Source organism: Alginatibacterium sediminis, assembly GCF_003610775.1.
GTDB classification, from domain to species: Bacteria; Pseudomonadota; Gammaproteobacteria; order Enterobacterales; family Celerinatantimonadaceae; genus Alginatibacterium; species Alginatibacterium sediminis.
In genome coordinates, this window is record NZ_RAQO01000010.1 from 94,104 (window position 1) to 114,172 (window position 20,069).

Annotated in this window: 17 protein-coding genes; 9 read left to right on the plus strand and 8 right to left on the minus strand. The window is 42.6% G+C overall.

Features of this window, described 5'->3' with window-relative positions:
• Positions 1-55: 55 nt before the first annotated feature.
• Positions 56-1,225, plus strand: coding sequence for a MalY/PatB family protein (locus DBZ36_RS18440; protein ID WP_120356461.1), 1,170 nt, complete (start codon positions 56-58; stop codon positions 1,223-1,225).
• A gap of 91 nt (positions 1,226-1,316) precedes the next feature.
• Here the strand turns inward: DBZ36_RS18440 and DBZ36_RS18445 are convergent, their stop codons facing one another.
• The gene (locus DBZ36_RS18445; protein WP_120356462.1) at positions 1,317-2,051 is read right to left on the minus strand and encodes a GntR family transcriptional regulator; all 735 of its coding nucleotides are present in this window, start codon (positions 2,049-2,051) and stop codon (positions 1,317-1,319) included.
• A gap of 227 nt (positions 2,052-2,278) precedes the next feature.
• On the opposite strand from DBZ36_RS18445, the gene mngA reads away from it, so the two are divergent.
• The 6 genes from mngA (at position 2,279) to DBZ36_RS18475 (ending at position 10,226) form a co-directional block, all read left to right on the plus strand.
• Complete coding sequence (mngA, locus tag DBZ36_RS18450; RefSeq protein WP_120356463.1) at positions 2,279-4,222, plus strand: PTS 2-O-a-mannosyl-D-glycerate transporter subunit IIABC; 1,944 nt, start codon at positions 2,279-2,281, stop codon at positions 4,220-4,222.
• 101 nt (positions 4,223-4,323) lie between these two features.
• Entirely contained in the window at positions 4,324-6,963 is a 2,640-nt protein-coding gene (gene mngB, locus DBZ36_RS18455; protein WP_120356464.1) for a mannosylglycerate hydrolase, read from the plus strand.
• Between the two features lie 47 nt (positions 6,964-7,010).
• Positions 7,011-8,156, plus strand: coding sequence for a glycerate kinase (locus tag DBZ36_RS18460; RefSeq protein WP_120356465.1), 1,146 nt, complete (start codon positions 7,011-7,013; stop codon positions 8,154-8,156).
• A gap of 98 nt (positions 8,157-8,254) precedes the next feature.
• Complete coding sequence (locus tag DBZ36_RS18465) at positions 8,255-8,800, plus strand: GNAT family N-acetyltransferase (protein ID WP_120356466.1); 546 nt, start codon at positions 8,255-8,257, stop codon at positions 8,798-8,800.
• A gap of 195 nt (positions 8,801-8,995) precedes the next feature.
• Entirely contained in the window at positions 8,996-9,745 is a 750-nt protein-coding gene (locus tag DBZ36_RS18470) for a sugar nucleotide-binding protein (protein ID WP_120356467.1), read from the plus strand.
• Between the two features lies 1 nt (position 9,746).
• Positions 9,747-10,226, plus strand: coding sequence for an acyl-CoA thioesterase (locus tag DBZ36_RS18475; protein ID WP_120356468.1), 480 nt, complete (start codon positions 9,747-9,749; stop codon positions 10,224-10,226).
• A 49-nt stretch (positions 10,227-10,275) separates the two neighbouring features.
• Here DBZ36_RS18475 and DBZ36_RS18480 read toward each other — a convergent pair whose 3' ends face one another.
• The gene (locus DBZ36_RS18480; RefSeq protein WP_120356469.1) at positions 10,276-10,650 is read right to left on the minus strand and encodes a hypothetical protein; all 375 of its coding nucleotides are present in this window, start codon (positions 10,648-10,650) and stop codon (positions 10,276-10,278) included.
• Between the two features lie 149 nt (positions 10,651-10,799).
• The gene (rluF, locus tag DBZ36_RS18485; protein ID WP_120356470.1) at positions 10,800-11,540 is read right to left on the minus strand and encodes a 23S rRNA pseudouridine(2604) synthase RluF; all 741 of its coding nucleotides are present in this window, start codon (positions 11,538-11,540) and stop codon (positions 10,800-10,802) included.
• Positions 11,541-11,791: 251 nt separating this feature from the next.
• Between rluF and DBZ36_RS20635 the strand changes: the two genes are divergently transcribed.
• On the plus strand, positions 11,792-14,575 hold the full coding sequence (locus DBZ36_RS20635; protein WP_199711926.1) for an EAL domain-containing protein: 2,784 nt from the start codon (positions 11,792-11,794) through the stop codon (positions 14,573-14,575).
• Positions 14,576-14,650: 75 nt separating this feature from the next.
• Here the strand turns inward: DBZ36_RS20635 and DBZ36_RS18495 are convergent, their stop codons facing one another.
• Positions 14,651-15,490: a DUF6279 family lipoprotein gene (locus tag DBZ36_RS18495; protein WP_120356471.1), complete on the minus strand. Its 840-nt coding sequence runs from the start codon at positions 15,488-15,490 to the stop codon at positions 14,651-14,653.
• Positions 15,491-15,689: 199 nt separating this feature from the next.
• On the opposite strand from DBZ36_RS18495, the gene DBZ36_RS20780 reads away from it, so the two are divergent.
• On the plus strand, positions 15,690-16,307 hold the full coding sequence (locus DBZ36_RS20780) for a sugar O-acetyltransferase (protein WP_325049135.1): 618 nt from the start codon (positions 15,690-15,692) through the stop codon (positions 16,305-16,307).
• Between the two features lie 77 nt (positions 16,308-16,384).
• On the opposite strand, the gene DBZ36_RS18505 is transcribed toward DBZ36_RS20780, so the two are convergent.
• The 4 genes from DBZ36_RS18505 to DBZ36_RS18520 form a co-directional block, all read right to left on the minus strand.
• Entirely contained in the window at positions 16,385-16,831 is a 447-nt protein-coding gene (locus tag DBZ36_RS18505) for a hypothetical protein (protein ID WP_120356472.1), read from the minus strand.
• A gap of 237 nt (positions 16,832-17,068) precedes the next feature.
• Entirely contained in the window at positions 17,069-18,808 is a 1,740-nt protein-coding gene (locus DBZ36_RS18510; protein ID WP_120356473.1) for a sodium:solute symporter family protein, read from the minus strand.
• Between the two features lie 3 nt (positions 18,809-18,811).
• Positions 18,812-19,060: a DUF4212 domain-containing protein gene (locus tag DBZ36_RS18515; protein WP_120356474.1), complete on the minus strand. Its 249-nt coding sequence runs from the start codon at positions 19,058-19,060 to the stop codon at positions 18,812-18,814.
• Positions 19,061-19,437: 377 nt separating this feature from the next.
• Positions 19,438-20,055 (minus strand): CDP-alcohol phosphatidyltransferase family protein, encoded by a 618-nt coding sequence (locus DBZ36_RS18520; protein WP_120356475.1) that lies wholly within the window; start codon positions 20,053-20,055, stop codon positions 19,438-19,440.
• Positions 20,056-20,069 lie beyond the last annotated feature (14 nt).

Consider the following 20,069-nt stretch of genomic DNA (forward strand, 5'->3'; position numbering starts at 1 on the left):
AACTTTATACATTTAGATCGAGACACATGTCCGATCCGTGTCTTGAGAGAACCGTATGACTCATGAATTAGATACCCTCATCAATCGCTATGGCACTGACAGTTTGAAATGGGATTACATGGAAAAGTGGCTCGGCGTAGCGAAAGGAGATGCCTTACCTAGTTGGGTCTCGGATTGGGATTTCAAAGCACCATCATTTATAACCCAGCCGCTCAAAGAACGAATTGACCACGGGGTGTTTGGCTATTCAGAACGCAGTGATGAATATTTTAGTTCAGTTATCGACTGGTGGGCTACTCGACATCAAGTTGACTTAAGAAAAGAGTATTTCCACACTACGCCCGGAAGTATGCCTGCGATTGCAATGCTGATTGAAAGCTGGAGTAACGTTGGAGATCAGGTACTTGTTCTTAGTCCCGTGTATCACGCTTTTTATCGAACAATAGAACATACTAATCGTCAATTAGTTGTTTCCGCGCTCAATAATGAGGATGGATATTACACAATAGATTTTGAGCAACTAGAAACAAAACTTAAATCTGGGGTAAAGATTATGCTGTTTTGCAATCCTCATAATCCCGGAGGTCGAGTTTGGACTCAAACAGAGGTTTTACGGGTCTGTGAGCTTTGCCATCAATATTCGACCTATTTAATTGTTGATGAAATATGGGCTGACATCGTGTTCAGTGGGTATAAGTTCTATAGCTGCTTACGGGTGGCCCCGGTTCTTCAAAGCCAAATGGCGGTTTGTATTGCAGGTACCAAAACCTTTGGCTTACCTTCTTTGCGTCTTACCAATACTATGATACCTAATCAACAGGAGGCGAAAGCCTTAAAATCGAAACTACTTGCGTACGGAATAGATGTCTATAGCGCTTTAAGTTTGATCGCGAATCAGAGCGCTTACCGAAATGGCCATCTTTGGCTTGAAGACACATTGAAGTATTTGGAAAACAATAATCAACTTCTGTTCGATTTTGTAGAGACTAATTTGACACGCGTTAGCTACCGAAAACAGGAGTCGACGTATTTGGCCTGGCTTGATTGCAGATTGTTAGGTTTGAGTGATGATGAACTCGAGACACAAATTCATAAAGCAGGGGTTATCCCGACTATGGGTCATAGCTTTGGCGATCAAGGCCGTGGGTTTATCCGTTTAAATTTAGGCTGTCCGGCGTCAGTTTTGAATCAAAAACTATCTCGGCTTCATCGCGTTTTTATATAGCCAGTCCAAGGTGTTGTCATTTATTCAACTAAATATTGGCGATAAAGACTGGTGTAGGTGCACCAGTCTTTGAGTTGCGCTTAAGCTATGCCTACACCTTGCTAAGACCTTTTTTTCTGCGCTTAGCAACTAAAGTGAATTTGTAATCGGTTGATGTAAAGCAGTTACGGCTATATTCAAACACAGTGCCGTCGAGTAAGTAGCCGCGGGTGCGTTTTTCAATTATCGGCTGATTAGGGTCAATGTGCAGCAATGCGGCAACTTCTTTTGGAGGCAATATAGGGATTAGTTCTTGCTCACTGCGATCGATGACCATTCCTTTTTGTTGTTCTATATAGTCATATTTTGAGTGTTGCATTACTTGGTAACTTAAATCAGGAAAAAGGGCTAGCGGTAACCATGTTTCTTCAACCGTAATCGCGTGATCATCGATATAGCGAACGCGCTTCACATAAAAAACTTTCTCATGTTCTTCTACTTCAAGTTGGTCAGCAATCGTAAGCGTTGCGCTTTGAATTTCGAACGCGATGACATCACTATGAGTTACAACGTCGAGGTGTGCCCATTTCTCATTGAAGCTTGACTGCTGATCTATGTCGTAATTGACCTTGGCTTCTTTAACGTAAGTACCGCTTCCTTGTACGCTATTGAGTTCGTCGTTTTCAACTAATAGCTTTAAGGCTTGTCTAATGGTTACACGACTAACACTAAACACCTCTCGCAGTTGGGCTTCAGTTGGTAGTGCCTCACCAACTTTATAGTCGCCTATACTTATCTTTTCTCTGATATCGTCGGCAATTTTACGATAAAGGGGCAGCCTAGCCATACAATCTCGAACTTATAATGGAAATACTTAGTTTCAATAATACAAATAAAAATAGTTTTCGCAAGCTATTTGTATTACTTTTGGCATTAAAGAGGTAGAGTTTAATACAACTTAAATACAAGTGGTGTTTGTTTTGTGAATCGGATCACGGATCATTTGTATTGAAGTTGTATCATTGTTGCGTTGGTACATTAACGGCCAGCAAAATCGTGAATTGGGACATAGATATGAAACTTACGACTCTGACAAATAAGTCGCTTATTACATTGAAAACTAGTTTTTCATCAAAAGAAGAAGCGATTGAGAAGCTGGCCGAGCAACTAGAATTGCAAGGCAAGTTAAATGACAAACAACAATATCTAGATGCGGTATTTGCTCGAGAAGAGCAGGGGCCAACCGCATTAGGCGAAGGACTTGCAGTACCACATGGTAAAAGCGATGCTGTTAAAGAAGCAAGCTTTGCCATCGCTACTTTAAAACAAGATTTAAGTTGGAAGGGTATTGAAGATGACGAAAATGAAGATGTAAATCTGATATTTTTACTTGCCATTCCAAATGCTGAAGCGGGTTCAACTCATATGCAATTGTTGACTGAGCTGACTACCGCCTTAGTTGATGATGATGTACGAGAAGCTGTGCTCAATGCCGATACTGCAGAACAGGTTTTAGCATTATTGTCAGGTGAAGAGAAAGTCACTGCTAGAAAACAAGACAACATAGATACAAATTCTCCTACAATCGTTTGTGTAACGGCATGTCCTGCGGGCATCGCTCATACGTACATGGCTGCTGAATACCTCGAGAAAGCCGGTCGTAAACTTGGCTATCATGTTCACGTAGAAAAGCAGGGCGCGAATGGCATTGAAGACCGCTTAACTGCTGAGCAGTTAAACAACGCTGTTGCAGTTGTTTTTGCTGCTGAAGTTGCGGTTAAAGATCTTGAACGATTTAAAGGTATTCCTCGGATAGAGGTTCCTGTCGCCGAGCCCATTCGACATGGAGAGCGAGTTTTACAAGATGCCCTTGAATTGTCGAAAAATAGTAACGGTCAGGAGCGTGAGCTTGCTGTTGACGAGGCGCCTAAAAAATTGCCGCTAAAGACCGAACTTAAACAAGCTTTACTCAGTGGTATCTCGTATGCGGTTCCGTTGATTGTCGCTGGAGGTACAGTTCTCGCCGTTGCAGTTTTGCTAGCGCAAATATTCGACTTACAAGATCTATATGCTACCGAAGGCTCTTGGTTGTGGATGTACCGAAAACTTGGTGGCGGTCTATTGGGAACCTTAATGGTACCCGTACTTGCTGCTTACACCGCTTACTCATTGGCAGATAAACCAGCCTTAGGACCAGGTTTTGCTGCGGGGATAGCCGCAAACCTTATTGGTTCGGGTTTTCTCGGTGGCATTGTCGGCGGTTTAATTGCTGGTTATGTGATGCGATGGGTCAAGGAAAATATCCGCCTAAGTCCTTCATTCAATGGTTTCCTTACCTTTTATTTATACCCTGTCATAGGAACGTTGGTAGCCGGTAGCTTGATGTTGTTTGTTATTGGTAAGCCGGTTGCCATGCTAAATCAAGGTTTAACCGATTGGCTAAATGGTATGTCTGGCACCAACGCTATTCTACTAGGAGCAGTGATTGGTTGTTTTGTATCATTCGACTTAGGTGGCCCGGTTAACAAAGCAGCTTACGCCTTTTGCCTTGGGGCAATGGCAAATGGTGTCTATGGACCGTATGCCATCTTTGGAAGTGTAAAAATGGTGTCGGCTTTTACTGTGACAGCCTCGACAATGATAGCTCCGCGTTTGTTTAAAGATTTTGAAATTGAGACCGGTAAATCAACTTGGCTACTTGGGCTCGCAGGCATCACAGAGGGAGCAATCCCAATGGCTATTGAAGACCCGATTCGTGTTATTGGTTCTTTCCTTGCTGGGTCGATTGTGACAGGTGCCATCATTGGCGCAGCCGGCATTGGATTATCTACGCCAGGTGCAGGTATTTTCTCTATTTTCTTGTTGCATGACGCTGGTATGGGAGCATTTATGTCGGCTGCTATATGGTTTGGTGCTGCAATTATAGGCACTATCATTTCAACCATGATTCTTATTTCTTGGAGAGCACACGCGGCAAAACGTGGAAAATTTAACGCTGAAATTGCCCCTAACGTTTAGCTAAGTTCTACCCTAATGCTGGCATCGAAGTGTCAGCATTAGTGAATAGGTTTATATAATTTTTTCTTTCGCATCAGCGAATTCATTATCAGGTACTCACAATGACTACATCTCGCGTTCATATTACTCCGCACATGCACTGGGACCGTGAATGGTATTTCACCACCGAAGAATCTCGGATTTTATTGGTGAACAACATGGAAGAAATTATGCAACGTCTGGAAAACGATCCAGACTACAAATATTATGTATTAGACGGACAAACAGCTGTTCTTGAAGATTACTTTGCTATTAAACCAGAACATAAACAGAGAGTTAAGTCTTTGGTTGAAGCTGGCCGTCTCATTATTGGTCCCTGGTATTCTCAAACCGATACCATGCAAGTGTCTGGTGAATCGATTGTACGTAATATGATGTACGGCATTCGTGATTGTATGGAATTTGGTGATGCCATGAAAATTGGTTATTTACCGGACTCGTTTAGCATGAGTTCGCAATTGCCCATGATCTACAATGGTTTTGGCATCGATCGCGCCATGTTCTGGCGAGGTTGTTCTGAGCGTCACGGCACCAACAAAACTGAGTTTTTGTGGCAAAGTAATGACGGTAGTCAAGTGACCTCTCAGGTTTTACCTTTGGGGTACGCTATTGGTAAGTATCTGCCAGAAGATGAAGCCGGCTTGCGGGCACGTTTAGACAAATATCTTCCCGTTTTAGAAAAGGCAAGTGTGACCAAGGATATTTTGTTACCGAATGGTCACGACCAAATGCCAATTCAAGACAATATTTTTGAAGTGATGGAAAAACTACGCGAAGTTTACCCTGATCGTGAGTTTCATATGAGCCGCTTTGAAGATGTATTTGAAAAAATAGAGGCGATGAGCAGCGAGCTAGATACCATCAAAGGTGAATTCAACGATGGTAAATATATGCGCGTCCACCGCAGCATCAGTTCAACGCGTATGGATATCAAGCTGATCCACGCGGAAATAGAAAACAAAATCGTTAATATCTTAGAACCATTAGCATCGATAGCTTGGACCTTGGGATTCGAGTACCACCACGGTTTGATCGAGAAAATGTGGAAAGAAAGCATGAAAAACCATGCCCACGACAGCATCGGATGTTGTTGTAGCGATAAAGTACATGCTGAAATTCTAAACCGTTACGTTCTTGCTGATGATATGGCCACCAACCTCATTCATTTCTATAAAAGAAAAATTGTAGATCACATGCCAAATCGTGAGGGGTGTGACAAATTAGCGATGTTTAATTTATCGCCATATGAACGCACGGAAGTGATCAACACAACGATCACAATTCGGGCTCAAGAGTTCTCAATCGTTGATGAGAATGACCAAACGGTTGACTATTTTATTAGCGACAAGCGTGAAATTGACCCTGGTAAAGTAGATCGTCAAATTGTGCACTACGGAAACTATGACCCCTTCATGGAATTTGATATTCAGATCAAACAAAGTGTTCCTGCAATGGGTTTCAAAACGCTGCACATTCAAGCACAGGCTCAAGGTAACTTACTGACAGTTGAAACCAAAGATGACGTTCTCGAGAATTGTTTTTACCGTATTGATATCAATGCCAACGGTACACTAAATATCCATGACAAAGAATCCGGCCATAGTTACGAACAAGTGCTCAAACTAGAGGAAGGTTCGGATGATGGCGATGAGTACGATTATTCACCGTCTCGACATGAGTGGTTGCTGTATTCAAGTGACAATACTGTTGAAACACGTGTAGAGCATCAAGCCTTACAAAGTATTGCACACATACAAACTCGTATGCCGGTGCCGCTAAACTTGCAAGAGCGCCAAGATAAAGTTCGTAGTGCTTATGTAGATGTGCAAGCGCAAGTTGTTTTGAAAACCGATTCTAGACGTATTGAAGTGCGCATTGAGCTTGATAATCAAGCCGACGATCATCGAGTTCGAGTGCTAATACCGACACCTTTTATAAGTAAAACCGTTGTTGCTGATAACCAATTTGGCTGTATCACTCGTCCCGTTGATGATGCAGAAATGCAAAATTGGGAGCGTGATGGCTGGAAAGAAGCACCGGTACCAATTTACCAGCTTATGAATTTTGCAGCGCTTGAAAACGACATTGGAGGTATGGCTGTATTCACCAATGGACTCAGAGAGTTTGAAGTAATTTCAAGTCAGAAAAACCAAGACAAAGACACCTTGGCATTAACCTTATTCCGCTCGATTGGAGTTCTAGGCAAGGAAGAGCTATTGACTCGTCCAGGTCGCCCTTCAGGGATAAAAATTCCTACGCCTGATTCACAAATGCGCGGAAAACTAGTTTGTGAGTTTAGTTTAAATGGATTCAATGGCAATCATATTGAAGCTAAGGTTATGGCCGCGGCACGAGACTATGTCACGCCTATCCATTGCTATAACAAAATTCCTTATAATGCGATGAAACTGAATGTTGGAAAACGCAGCGTTCCTATGAGCTTTAGTTTGCTTAATAAAGATGCGCCGGGTGCAGTCCTGAGTGTGCTCAAAAAAGCGGAAGATGAGGATGCGCTAATCATTCGGGTATATAACCCTAGTGAAACTCACGCATTGCACGATGATATTCGTTTTAGTCATTCACTAAGTGATTGGACAGCAACAGGTTTAGATGAAAAACCACTTGAACAAGAGAAGCAACAAGCGGGTAGTTTTGGTACGATAGCACCTTGCCAAGCAAAAACGTTTAAAGCGCAATTTTAAACTCTTGAATCAACGCGCCTCAAGTGCTTGGGGCGCAAAGGTCTAATATGAAAATAGTGATTGCTCCCGACTCTTTTAAAGAGTCTCTCAGCGCAGCCGCCGTGGCTAGCGCTATCGAGTCTGGATTTCGTCAGATTTTCCCCAATGCTAGTTATTATCTATTACCACTTGCTGATGGGGGCGAAGGTACGGTTGAGGTCTTACTAGAAGGCCTGCAAGGCCAAGCGATGTATAATTGGGTTCAAGGCCCGCAAGGCAAACCAGTGCACGCTATGTGGGCGCTACTCGATGATGGCCAAACGGCTTTAATTGAGATTGCGGCGGCTTCGGGTCTCGATTTAATCCCGAAGCAAGAACGGATGGCGACGACAGCTTCAAGTTTTGGCACCGGTGAACTTATTCAATCGGCCTTGGATCATGGTGTAAAGCGAATACTTTTGGGTTTAGGTGGAAGCGCAACAACTGATGGTGGCGCTGGCATTTTACAAGCCTTAGGCGCAAGTCTAAAAGACGCTCAGGGACAGGAAATTGAACCTGGTGGCTTAGCGTTGAACCAATTGGCATCAATAGATGTGAGTAATTTGAATCAGCGCTGCAAAGATGTTGAGTTTATTATTGCTTGTGATGTCGCAAATCCTTTGTGTGGTGAAGAGGGGGCCGCGTTTGTCTTTGGACCTCAAAAAGGTGCCACTCCAGAGCAAGTCTCGGCACTTGATATGGGTCTCGAAAACTTCGCTAACCTTGCGCATCAAGTGTTGGGTTGCCACCATGGTTCAACTAAAGGCTTTGGTGCTGCAGGGGGGGCAGCTCTTGGATTAGCTTTAGCATTTACAGTCGAACTGAAGTCCGGGATTGATATGGTGCTTGATAGTTTGGATGCTGATGCTCTTTTACAAGATGCAGATTTAGTCATTACTGGCGAAGGCCAAATGGATAATCAGACGCTGCAAGGGAAAACACCCTATGGGATCGCAAAACGTGCCCAAAACCTAGGTATCCCTGTGATTGGGATTGCAGGCTCTTTGGGGACTGAGGTTGATGATTTGTACAGCAAAATTGATTGCGTGTTTGGTACTGTGCGCAGCCCTCAGCAGCTAGATCAAGTCTTAAGTGAAGCGCATTCAAACTTGCAACGCACGGCTAGGAATGTTGCGGCGACACTTCTAATGGGTAGTACACTAAACTTGCAGTAGTTAGACAAAAGCATGGCCAATAACTCAAGGTGTTCATGGATTGAACGCGTTTTTTTATTTGCATCTATTGCTGGTTACAGAATCAAAGGAGTGATTTGATGTTTTGTTTGCAAGTTGATGAGCAATTAAAATTGGCATTGGTACAATCTAGCTTTGCTGAGATTTACCTGCAATTAGTGAGCGAGGACCTCGATTACTTAAAGCAATGGCTAGCTTGGCCAAGTCTGACGCTCAACCAAGCATTCTTTGAACGCTTTGTTCAAAACTCTCTGCGTGATTACGCCGATGGAAAATCGCTAACATGCGCCATGATCTATCAAAACGAATTGGTCGGAAATATCAGTTTTAATGAAATAGATCAAGCGCTTAAGTCGGCGCAAATTGGCTATTGGCTGTGCTCTAAATTCCAAGGTAAAGGGATAGTTACCAGCGCGGCAAAGCGCTTAATTCAATATGGATTTGAAGAATTAAACTTGGATTGGATTCAGATCAATGCAGCGGAACACAATATCCCTAGTCGGGCGGTGGCGCAGCGCTTAGGCTTTGATTTTAAAACCATAGCGTTGAAGGCTGAACTCATCAACGGTGATTTACTCAACCATGCAATTTATATGCTTGAAAAAGGAGATTATCAAACGTCCTAAGATGCATGATTGTTAGATTGTTTTATCTTTAAGGAAATACGAAACAATAGGCATAAAGGCCATTAGTTTACTGGTCTGGCCTTAGTTGTGTTAGCTTAAAACTAAAATTAGTGAGAAGAAAGATCAAACAGGCTTGTATCGCTATTCTTCAATTAGCGAAAAATTACTTTACGCTGATTTTAGGGATGAGAGTGTATGGAAAAAGTTTTGATAACTGGGGGAAATGGCACCATAGCCCCTTATTTAACCAAGGTATTACAGGGACTCGGTTACGCGCCTGTTTACCTAGACCGCAATCAAATTGATGTCGATAAGACAGAGCAAATTCGAGATTTGCTGCAATCCCGTAACATAAGCACAATTTATCACTTGGCTACCGGTCCGGTGCAATGGCAGTTGGATTTAGCGCAGCTTGCATTTGAATGCAATTGTAGTTTTATATTTACCAGTACTGAGTCAGTGTTTAGCGATCATAGCAATGGACCCTATACACTAGAGCATGAAGCGAACGCCTATAGTGAATACGGCCGCTACAAAATTGAGTTAGAGCAAGGCATTAGTGCTCGTCACCCGAAAGCTTATATTTTACGTTTAGGCTGGCAGTTAGGGGAGAACTTTGATGGGAACAATATTCTAAGTTTTCTTGAGAGGACCCAGCTCGAACAAGGAAAAATAGAAGCCAGTTCGCAATGGATTTTGGCGACTTCTTTTATTGGCGATACCGCCCAATACATCTATCAGATCCCGCAACAACATGAACCAGGAATTTATCATCTCAATGGGAATCCAGGTATCTCATTTTATGAGTTAGTCTGTTTGATTCGTGATAAGTATCAGAAGAATTGGCAAGTTATAGAAACGGATTCTCCAATTCGAGATGGACGGATCTTGGACTCTCGCGTTAGTATGCCTTCAATAATCGCACAGTTTGAATCAAGGGAATAATGTGGCAGGACTACAAAGAGAGTTAACTTTACGGTTTTTAGCTGAACCAGCCGATGTGAATTTTGGTGGAAAAGTTCATGGCGGCGCGGTAATGAAGTGGATTGATTTAGCTGGTTATGCTTGCGCGGCAGCATGGAGCGGAAAGTACTGCATTACAGCTTATGCTGGTGGTATTCGTTTTGTTCAGCCTATTCATGTCGGGAATATCGTTGAAGTATCAGCTAAAGTTATTTATACCGGCCGCAGCTCTATGCACCTTGGTGTTGATGTGAAAGCAGGCGATCCAAAAGAGTCTACACGTAGTTTAACCACTCACTGTGTGCTTGTTATGGTGGCGGTAGACAGTAATGGCAAGCCGACTGAAATTCCAGAGTGGGTACCGACGTCGGAAATTGATATAGAAATGCGCGACAGCGCTATTAGATTGATGGATATGCGGAAAAAAATTGGGGCAGAAATGGAAGCTCATATTCATCCATAACATGAGCTTCATTTAGGGCTTGGCTCACCAAGCCCTCTTTCAATTAGGCTTACTCGTAAACACTATCCCAATCACCATAGTTGGCATCGCCAGCGAGTAGACTCACTTCAATATCACCAAGCTTATTGGTAACAACGGCCATTAGCGGTTCTAAAATACTATCTAACGTTGCTTGTTCAGTATAAAAATAAACAGCAGCATGGAATTGATTGTTGAAGTAGGCAACGAATAGGTCCCAACCTTGGCTTTCTTGAAGTTGACCAAGTGCATCGTCAAGGCTATCAAATTGTTCAATATCTGCTTCAAAGCGAACTTCTATGCATGTTTGAGCAAAAGGGCCTATCGCCATTTTTTTTAGGTGGCGTGCTTTGTGATGGCTTTTTGCTTCGGGTTGATTCAATACTGGAACTTGGATGACATTCATTTATATTTCTCGCATGCTTAAGCTCAATTTGAGCTTTGAATTTTGCGCAACGGTAGAGAAATTAAGCAAAGATTGCAAGCTTTGTCCGGTACGCTTCGATAATTTGGGTTAGAACCCACTTTAATTTTATCAACCTCAGGGGCTAGTCATCACTCAAAGTGTTTATTTGAATGGCGTACGGCATTGTTAATTTGCTTCATCTCTGCCGTCGTTAGATCTCGCCATTGCCCTGACCTAAGATTACCGAGTTCAACATTCATAATCCGGGTACGCTTAAGCTTTTGTACTTCGTAACCTAAATGCTCGCACATACGTCTGATTTGACGATTTAGCCCTTGAGTCAAAATAATCTTAAACACGAAGCGACTTTGAACGGTAACTTTACACGGTTTAGTAATGGTATCTAAAATTGGCACCCCGCGACCCATACGCTGGATAAAACGCTCACTAATCGGTTTGTCGACAGTAACAAGGTATTCCTTCTCGTGGTCGTTTCCCGCGCGAAGTATTTTGTTGACGATATCTCCGTCGCTGGTCAAAAAAATCAAGCCCTCAGATGGTTTATCTAAGCGACCGATGGGGAAGATGCGCTGCTTGTGCTTTATGGCGTCAATGATATTGCCCCGTACATCACGTTCTGTTGTACAAGTTATCCCAACGGGCTTGTTGTAGGCAATGTATACCCGGTCAGATTTATTGCTGGCGCTCGATCCTATCCGTTTACCGCGAACTTTAACTTCATCACCGGGCTGAACTTTGGTGCCTAATTCTGGAATCTTACCATTGATTGTAACCAGTTGGTTCTCTATAAGCTTGTCGGCTTCGCGACGCGAGCTATAACCAGAGTCACTGATAAATTTGTTAAGGCGGATCCCAGGTTTTGAAGTCACGAGCTACTCCTAGTGTTTTGCAGTCGATAAATAGGCGTGCGCAGTATACTGAGTTTAATATCGCTATGCATAATTATTTGGATTGAATGAACTTTATTCAGCATAGAATAATTGCAGATGCTCTGTCGTTAGTGGGTTAAACAAAGATAGGGTTCACCACAATCGTTATTGGATGCTAGAATGCTAATATAGGAAAGGGTAATGCACAAAGAAGATCTACTACTTTAATATCAGTAAGATAGGGAACCGTTTTGTCTATATTGAAAGGGATTTTGTTTAGAAATATTTTTGTTTTGTTTATGACTTGGATGTTATTTACAAGTTTAACTAGCCATGCGTATGCCGAAAATAAGAATGTACTCGTGATACATAGCTATCACCAAGAGCACTTTTGGACAGGCAATCTGAAACGGGGATTGGATGATTCGTTTTCGGACAATCCCCAAGTACGGCTATTTCATGAATATATGGATGCAAAAAGATATCCAAACGGCGAATACTCCGAAAGCTTTTTGTCTTATTTGTTACATAAGTATTCCGCAACTAATTTAGATGGCATTGTTATTTCGGATGATCCTGCTTTTAACTTGATTCGTGAAAATCGTAAGGTGTTTTTTGAGTCGGTACCTATCATCTATTTAGGCATAAACCGAGTCACCGATGAGGTTCTTAATAGCCCTAATATGACAGGGATCTTTGAGAACCGTAATATCGCAGGCACTATCACCGATATTAAACAGCATACTGGCAATGACAATCTAATCTTAGTCGTAGATAAAACCGCTACCGGCCAAGCCAACCTTGCTAAAGCCGAAGCCGTTTTTGACAGTCCTGATGCGCCTAGCAATGTATTTATATTTGATGAACTAATTGACCAAGATATCGTCAAAGAATTTAGCGAATTTGATCGCGACATTCCAATATTACTCATAGGGCAAATGACCAGTCCGGCGCGCAACAATGCACTTTTAAGTTGGGATCAAGGCACAGATCAGCTAGTGAAGTGGACCAAAAACCCTATATATACAATTGCAATCTCTACGCTCCCTCATGGGGCTTTAGGCGCTGATGAGCTAGATGCTCATCAACATGCTCAGCAAGCAGCAGAGCTATTAAAACGTTTGTTATCTGGAGTTCCGGTTGAGGATATTGAGCCCATAACTATTGCTCAAAGCCAATGGGTGTTTAACTGGGAAAAACTACAGCAATACCAACTTTTAGAGCAAGGTTTACCGGATGGTAGCCGTATAATAAATCGAGAAGAAAGCTTCTATCAAAAATACAAATTAATGGTTCGATTGGTTACCGCTGCCTTTGTAATTTCTCTGTTGATTATCGTCTTGTTGATTGAAGTTATTCGTCGCGGCAATAAAAATCGCACTATTCTGGAAGAAAATGAGGCCCGATATCGCGATTTGGCGCATGCTGGTGCAAACATCTTTTGGGAAATGGACCCAAATAATCGTTTTAGTTATATGTCAGGAGATTCCTCTTTATTTTATGGTACTGAAATTTCCAACATACTGGGGAAAACATTAGATCAGCTTTGTAAGCGAAACCCAAGGATTGATTTTGAGTGGGGCAAGTATGAGTCAGCCTTAGCGGCACAAAAACCACTAAATAACTTTATTCTTAAAGTAAGACTGCCAACTAAAGACATCAATATTTTCGTGATTAATGGTAAAGCCATCTTTGACAAGCTAGGCGCGTTTCAAGGTTACCGAGGCATTAGCAAAAATATTACCCATGAGCATTTGTTGTCCCAAAAACTGGCCTACCAAGCTAATTATGATGAACTGACAGGCTTAATTAATCGCTACAGTTTTAATAGTCGTTTAAAAGCCCATGTTGAGCAGGACTCTCGAAGTGGATCTTGTTATATCTGCTTTCTGGATTTGGACCGCTTTAAACTGGTAAATGATACCGCTGGACACCTAGTTGGAGACGCTATGCTGGCTGAAATAGCCCAGCTCATTGAAAAAACTATTGGCGAGCACGGCGTTCTGGGGCGACTAGGCGGGGACGAGTTTGGTCTGATCATCCTTGATCAAAGTCAGGCTCAAGCACAAAGCCTTTGCGAAGAGATAATTGAAGAAATTAATGCATACCGTTTTCACTGGAACCAGCGTTTGTTCAACGTGGGAATTAGCATTGGCATGGTACCCGTTACCGGAGAACTCAGCGTTACGGAGCTGCTTAGTAAAGCTGACTTGTGTTGTTATAGGGCGAAGGATCTTGGCAGAGGCCGAGTTTATATTGCGAATTTGGATAGTGACGATTTGTATGATGAACAATTGCAAATGGGCTATATTGCCAACGTAGCCCAAGCAATTGAACAAAATCAATTTTACTTAGTGAAGCAGCTAATTAAATCCAGCGATTCTATGCACAAGAATCAAAGCCATTACGAAATGCTCATTCGTTATCGCGACGAACAAGGAAAAATCATCGCACCTGGTTTATTTATTCCGGCGGCAGAGAAACATAGTGTTATCACACTGATTGACCAATGGGTCTTAAGCACGGTGTTAAACCGCTATGATGATTTCTTCCCTCAGGGAAATACTCAGGTTTCTATTAATCTTTCGGGTATGAGTCTTAGTAACGAGAATTTTGTATCAGAGGTCAAGCGGTTACTGACTCAATCAACGGTAAGCCCCGAATTAATATGCTTTGAGATCACCGAGACGGCGGCAATTTCGCAGCTTGGTAAAGCGCAAGAGTTTATATCTGAGATGAAATCCCTAGGTATAAAATTTGCTATTGATGATTTTGGCAGTGGGGCATCATCTTTTGGGTATTTAAAAAACTTGCCTGTCGACTACTTGAAAATTGATGGTAGTTTGATCCGCAATATAGTTAGCGACTCAAGTGATAGGGCTATAGTTGAAGCGATTCATTCGATTGCCAAGATGATGAGCATGAAAACTGTAGCCGAATTTGTTGAGAATGATGACATTATTAAAGTGCTACAAGAAATCGGTGTAGATTATTTACAAGGCTACGGCATAGAAAAACCTCAAGCTTGTGAATAAGCTCCAAGCGGGCTGGAGTTCAAACCACGCCTATAAACAGCAGTTTAAAGCGAAAGCTAAGCCGACGATTTAGGCTTAGCTAACCCAGTCTTCGAAACGCTCTCGCCAAATCGCAAACTGCTCTTTTAAATGCTGGCGCTGTTCAGGTTTAGCTGCTTGGATAACCGCAGTAATACTTTGCTGCCATTGCGTTCGGTTAAAAGCCAGATCGGCTTGTAATTGCGGGCTAAGCTTGGACTCATCATATATCATCAGTTGAATGAACTGTTGCTGGTTCTCACTTGAATATGCTTGTTGCAGTAGTTTTTCTAGAGCTTGTGTGCGCTGTTTTCGAAAAGTCATCCAGGCGTGCTGGGTTGGTCGCAACTGACTTTGTAATCGCTCTATTTCTTCTAGTTGTTGGGAATTTAGTTCACCCATCCACTTTTGAGCCTGTTCGACAATTTTGTCGTAGTTTTCTTCCTGACGTTGCTGCTGAGTTTGTTCTAGATATTCGGCTTCACGTTCTTGGTATTTAGCATTAATGTTTGCGAATAATTCGGCGTGTTGTTGCGGGCTTAAGCTAAGTCCTAATGCATATAATTTGGGTGCAATTCGTTCAACAAAACGGTGCCAATGCTGATTGAAGCGTTGCCCATGCTGGATTACATCGCTGCTTTGTATTCCTTGCTGTGACCACGTTTCAAGTTCGCTTAGGTGGTCAATGTATAAAGGAAGTTCTTGGTTTTGATGCCATAGTTGTAGTGCATTGAGTTGCTCATTCAACATCTGTTGCTGTTGCTTATTAAGGTCTACATAGTCATCGATATACCAAGCAACGACAAAGCGAGGGTTTTTGTATAGCCAGCCTTCAGCGCAGCCGCTAAGCAGCGTCAGTAGTATTAAACTTCCTAATAGCGTTTTTAGTTTTATCATGACACACCCACTTGTTAACAAGATGTAACTCGCAATCTACTCTTTAATGGTTGCAAGTTCAAATTAGCTTACGTCCGATAGTTTCGATTAGACCAACTATTTGTGACAAAGCTTAGAGAAGCTATCAACGAGCAAGGTTTTTTCTTTAGCGATACTAAATAGTTGCGTATGGTTTGGACTAGTATTAAAAGGAGTACAAATGAAGACTGAATTTGAACGTATGATTGATGGTTATCCTTTTAATGTTTGGGATGATGATTTAAAGGCTAGGCGCCTACGTACCCGTCAATTGACTTATCGCTTCAATCAACTCCCCCCAGAACAAGAGGATCAACGCGTTGCGATAGCTCTCCAATTGTTTGAAAGGGTGGGCAGAAATGTCGAAATCTCGCCGCCACTGACTGTCGATTATGGCGATACAGTATTTATTGGCGACGATGTGTTCATTAATAGTAATTTCACCTTGGTTAACTCGGCAAAAGTTACCATCGGTGACCGAGTGATGATAGCGCCCAACGTCAGCCTATTTTCTATTAATCACGCTTTAAGCCCTGAATTACGCTTTACCCATCAAGACGAGCGGGGTAAGGACGTACGTATTGATTATCCTGCACCGATTAGTATTGGTAATGATGTTTGGATAGGAGGCCACGCAGTGGTATTAGCTGGGGTAAGTATTGGTGATGGTGCCGTGATAGCTGCGGGCTCTATCGTGACCAAAGATGTACCTGCTGGAGTGTTAGTTGCTGGAAACCCGGCCAAAATATTGCGCGAGATTAAACCCGGTGAAACTGTTGGGCGAGTAAAAACAGAATAGTGCCGAAGGAAAATTGTAAACGAAAACGATAACGATGCGTAAGACAAGCCTACGCATCATGTTAACCGCTTTGGGAATTATTCAGGACCAATGGCTTGGGTATAAAACTCGCCGAGATACCGGCCACCTTTTATCGTGGCAATAATGCGTAATTTATAGCTATCACCTGGGTTTGGGGCTAGAGCACGCAGTTCAGTAGGACTTTGCCAATAGTATGGGCTTTGCTGCATACCCAATGGATACGGAGTGGCCTTGTCAGTACTATCAACCAAAAATAGGGTTGCCGTATCAAGAGGGAAGGTTGAATTAATTTCAGTAACCCCGTCTTTGTCACTTACATTAATTTGAAACTCACCGGATTCAAGCACACATTTCTGATTGATTACGTCACAATGACCAAGTGGCTTCATTACATATATACGTTCTTGCTTAGCTTGATAATCGAGATAGAACTCAGCGGCAATGTAACCACCAAGTATTAAAAAGGGGGCAACCATTAAGGCTACTTTTGTATGGCGATTCATGAGCTTAACGTTTCCTACATCTTTTATGGATGAATGTTAATAGTATACTAATTCATTACTCAGTTTCGTGCTTCAAGCTTACTTTATTTATCTGCTAGGGTCATTTACTCAGACTAAAATTAAATGGCTATGGTGTTAATAATCTGCAATTGACTTGATTGAGATTGTTGCGCAGTGCTCTTAAGGTAAAAAGGCTCCGGATTAGGGAGCCTTTATCGTTTTAGTTAATTGTTTCGCTTAGTGACTGTGAGCTTCACTAGTTGAACCAATTGGGCTGCGCATGTTATCAACAAGGTCTTGAATTTCAGCAGGAGCTGGGCCAGTAGCTTTGAGTACGAGGAACGCTACACCAAAGTTAACTAGAGCACCAACAACACCAAATGCGTTAGGTGAAATACCTAAGAACCAATTTGGTTCCATGCCACCTAGGAATGACGTTCCAGGAATAAACATGATGCCTTTGTGTTGGAATACATACAACATCGTTACACCAATACCTGAACACATACCCGCGATAGCAGCTGGACCACTCATTGTTCTTGAGAATATACCCATCATAAGTGCTGGGAATATTGATGAGGCTGCCAAACCAAAGGCTAGCGCCACCGTACCAGCGGCAAATCCAGGCGGATTCAAACCAAGGTAACCGGATACCATAATGGCAATTGTCATTACAATCCGACCGGCAAGTAACTCGTTCTTATCGGACAAGTCAGGGGTGAGTACACCTTTCATCAAATCATGTGATATCGATGAGGATATCGCGAGCAGCAAACCTGCGGCTGTTGATAGGGCCGCGGCTAAACCACCGGCAGCAACCAAGGCAATAACCCAGTTAGGTAAGTTAGCAATCGCAGGGTTAGCAAGTACCATAATGTCACGGTCAACTTTAACCATTTCATTGGTTGCTGCATCAGCTACGTATTGAACTTTGCCATCACCGTTTTTGTCTTCAAACTTAAGTAGACCTGTTTTTTCCCAATCTTTGAACCATTGTGGACGCTCAGCATAAACTAGGTTTTCACCTGGTGCTGGCTCAATAGTGTTCATTAGATTGAAACGTGCCATTGCACCTACCGCTGGAGCAACTGTGTACAAAATTGCAATGAACACTAGCGCGTAACCGGCTGATGAACGTGCAGCTTGTACGGTTGGTACAGTGAAGAAGCGCATAATAACGTGAGGTAAACCTGCGGTACCAATCATCAGAGACATGGTATAAGCAAACATGTTAAGTGTGCCGCCCAAGTTATCTGTGGTGTACTCTTTAAAGCCTAGGTCAGTAACAACCATATCAAGCTTATCAAGTAGGTAAACGCCACTACCATCAGCTAAAGTACTACCCAAACCAATTTGTGGGATAGGGTTGCCCGTCAGTTGAAGCGAGATAAAGACAGCTGGGATTGTATAAGCAAAAATTAGTACACAATATTGAGCAATCTGCGTGTAAGTAATACCCTTCATACCACCAAGTACAGCGTAAACCCAAACCACACCCATACCGATGTATAAGCCTAGGTCATAGTCAACTTCAAGGAAGCGTGAGAAAGCAACACCAACACCTTTCATCTGACCAATAATGTAGGTCAATGAAGCGATGATTAAACAAACAACAGCCACAATACGTGCTGTTTTGGAGTAGTAGCGATCAGAGATAAACTCGGGCACTGTGAACTTACCGTGCTTACGCATATATGGCGCAAGTAGCATAGCTAGTAACACATAACCGCCGGTCCAGCCCATTAAGAAGACTGAGCCACCATAGCCTAAAAATGCAATCAAGCCTGCCATCGAAATAAACGACGCAGCACTCATCCAGTCGGCACCAATTGCCATACCGTTTTGCAACGGTGTTACACCACCACCGGCTACATAGAAATCGCTAGTTGAGGACGCTCTAGCCCACCAAGCAATCGCGAAGTATACGCCAAACGAGCCAAATACCGCGATATAGGTATAGAGTTTTAGCTGGTCCATTCCTTACTCCTTGTCTTCATATTTTTTGTCAAGCTTGTTCATTTTGGCGGTATACCAAAATATTAGCGCGACAAAGGTATAAATCGATCCCTGCTGTGCGAACCAAAATCCCAATTTATACCCGCCGATGCGAATTGCATTCAGTGGTTCTACAAGTAGTAGACCAAAGCCGAATGAAACTACGAACCATATTACGAGGCAGGTAAATATTAAGCGCAGATTTTCTTGCCAATATGTTTGCTTCTCTTCCATGATTGTCTCCACGCAATACCGAGTATTGCAATACATGTAGTATGTAAAAAAAATGTTAAAACCAGATGAGCATTGGGTATATCGTTTGTTCATGTTCAAACTGATACAACAACATGACCAATTGAGCTCTAGCTACTCAACGTTAACAAAGCCATAACAGTCCGAGTATTAATCTTTAGTCTAATCGCTTGTTTATAGGTTGGATTATGTGCGCTGGGTCATGAATTACTTGGTTTGATTGTGGCTTGAGCTCGCGAGCCTACATGGGTGAGCATCAATTGGGGCGTTTAGTTCGAGTTTTTACTTGGTGTAAGTTAATTTTATGTTAAACACAAGCTGCTTACGCCGACAGAATTGAACCGTCGGCGGATTTTTAGCTAGACCTGCTGAGCTTGGAACGTAGCTTTTGCACTTAGAATTCGAGTGACAGTGGTAATCACACAAAGTGCACCAAATCCAAGCGCAATGGGTGCGAAGTAATTGGGTAATAGGCAAAAAATCACAAACACAGCGATAGTTTCACTGCCTTCCGTGAGACCACCTAAATAATACAAGGATTTATGCGGGTAAATCGGGTTCTCGATATTACGCTTAGCGGCCATTACTGCATAAGCTAAAAAGCTTGAGCCGGTGCCCATGAAGCAAAAGATGAGTGTTGCTGACGCCAAGGAATTGGCTTGTGGATCTGCAAGCGCAAACCCCAGTACTACTGCTGAATAGAAAATAAAATCGCAAACAATATCGAGATAGCCGCCAAAGTCACTAGGCCCTTGGATCCTAGCCAATGCTCCGTCTAGGCCGTCCATTATCCGATTGAGCAAAATAATGATTAAAGCCAATCCGTAGTGCTCAAACGCAAGCGCTGGTAAGACTGATAACCCTAATGCAAAACCGGCGAGGGTGACTTGATTTGGACGTATTGAAAACTTGTTTAGTACTTTGGCACTGTGGTGTAGCGGCGCTCGAATCACTTCGATTGCATAACGGTCTAACATGCATGCGGTCCTTG

Bases quoted from the DNA above. Each gene is read 5' to 3' on its own strand.
- mngB (WP_120356464.1), top strand. From the start codon at position 4,324: ATGACTACATCTCGCGTTCATATTACTCCGCACATGCACTGGGACCGT.
- DBZ36_RS18445 (WP_120356462.1), bottom strand. From the start codon at position 2,051: ATGGCTAGGCTGCCCCTTTATCGTAAAATTGCCGACGATATCAGAGAA.
- DBZ36_RS18520 (WP_120356475.1), bottom strand. From the start codon at position 20,055: ATGTTAGACCGTTATGCAATCGAAGTGATTCGAGCGCCGCTACACCAC.
- DBZ36_RS18440 (WP_120356461.1), top strand. From the start codon at position 56: ATGACTCATGAATTAGATACCCTCATCAATCGCTATGGCACTGACAGT.
- DBZ36_RS18510 (WP_120356473.1), bottom strand. From the start codon at position 18,808: ATGGACCAGCTAAAACTCTATACCTATATCGCGGTATTTGGCTCGTTT.
- DBZ36_RS18460 (WP_120356465.1), top strand. From the start codon at position 7,011: ATGAAAATAGTGATTGCTCCCGACTCTTTTAAAGAGTCTCTCAGCGCA.
- mngA (WP_120356463.1), top strand. From the start codon at position 2,279: ATGAAACTTACGACTCTGACAAATAAGTCGCTTATTACATTGAAAACT.
- DBZ36_RS18495 (WP_120356471.1), bottom strand. From the start codon at position 15,490: ATGATAAAACTAAAAACGCTATTAGGAAGTTTAATACTACTGACGCTG.
- DBZ36_RS20780 (WP_325049135.1), top strand. From the start codon at position 15,690: ATGAAGACTGAATTTGAACGTATGATTGATGGTTATCCTTTTAATGTT.
- DBZ36_RS18515 (WP_120356474.1), bottom strand. From the start codon at position 19,060: ATGGAAGAGAAGCAAACATATTGGCAAGAAAATCTGCGCTTAATATTT.
- DBZ36_RS18465 (WP_120356466.1), top strand. From the start codon at position 8,255: ATGTTTTGTTTGCAAGTTGATGAGCAATTAAAATTGGCATTGGTACAA.
- DBZ36_RS18470 (WP_120356467.1), top strand. From the start codon at position 8,996: ATGGAAAAAGTTTTGATAACTGGGGGAAATGGCACCATAGCCCCTTAT.
- DBZ36_RS18480 (WP_120356469.1), bottom strand. From the start codon at position 10,650: ATGAATGTCATCCAAGTTCCAGTATTGAATCAACCCGAAGCAAAAAGC.
- DBZ36_RS18505 (WP_120356472.1), bottom strand. From the start codon at position 16,831: ATGAATCGCCATACAAAAGTAGCCTTAATGGTTGCCCCCTTTTTAATA.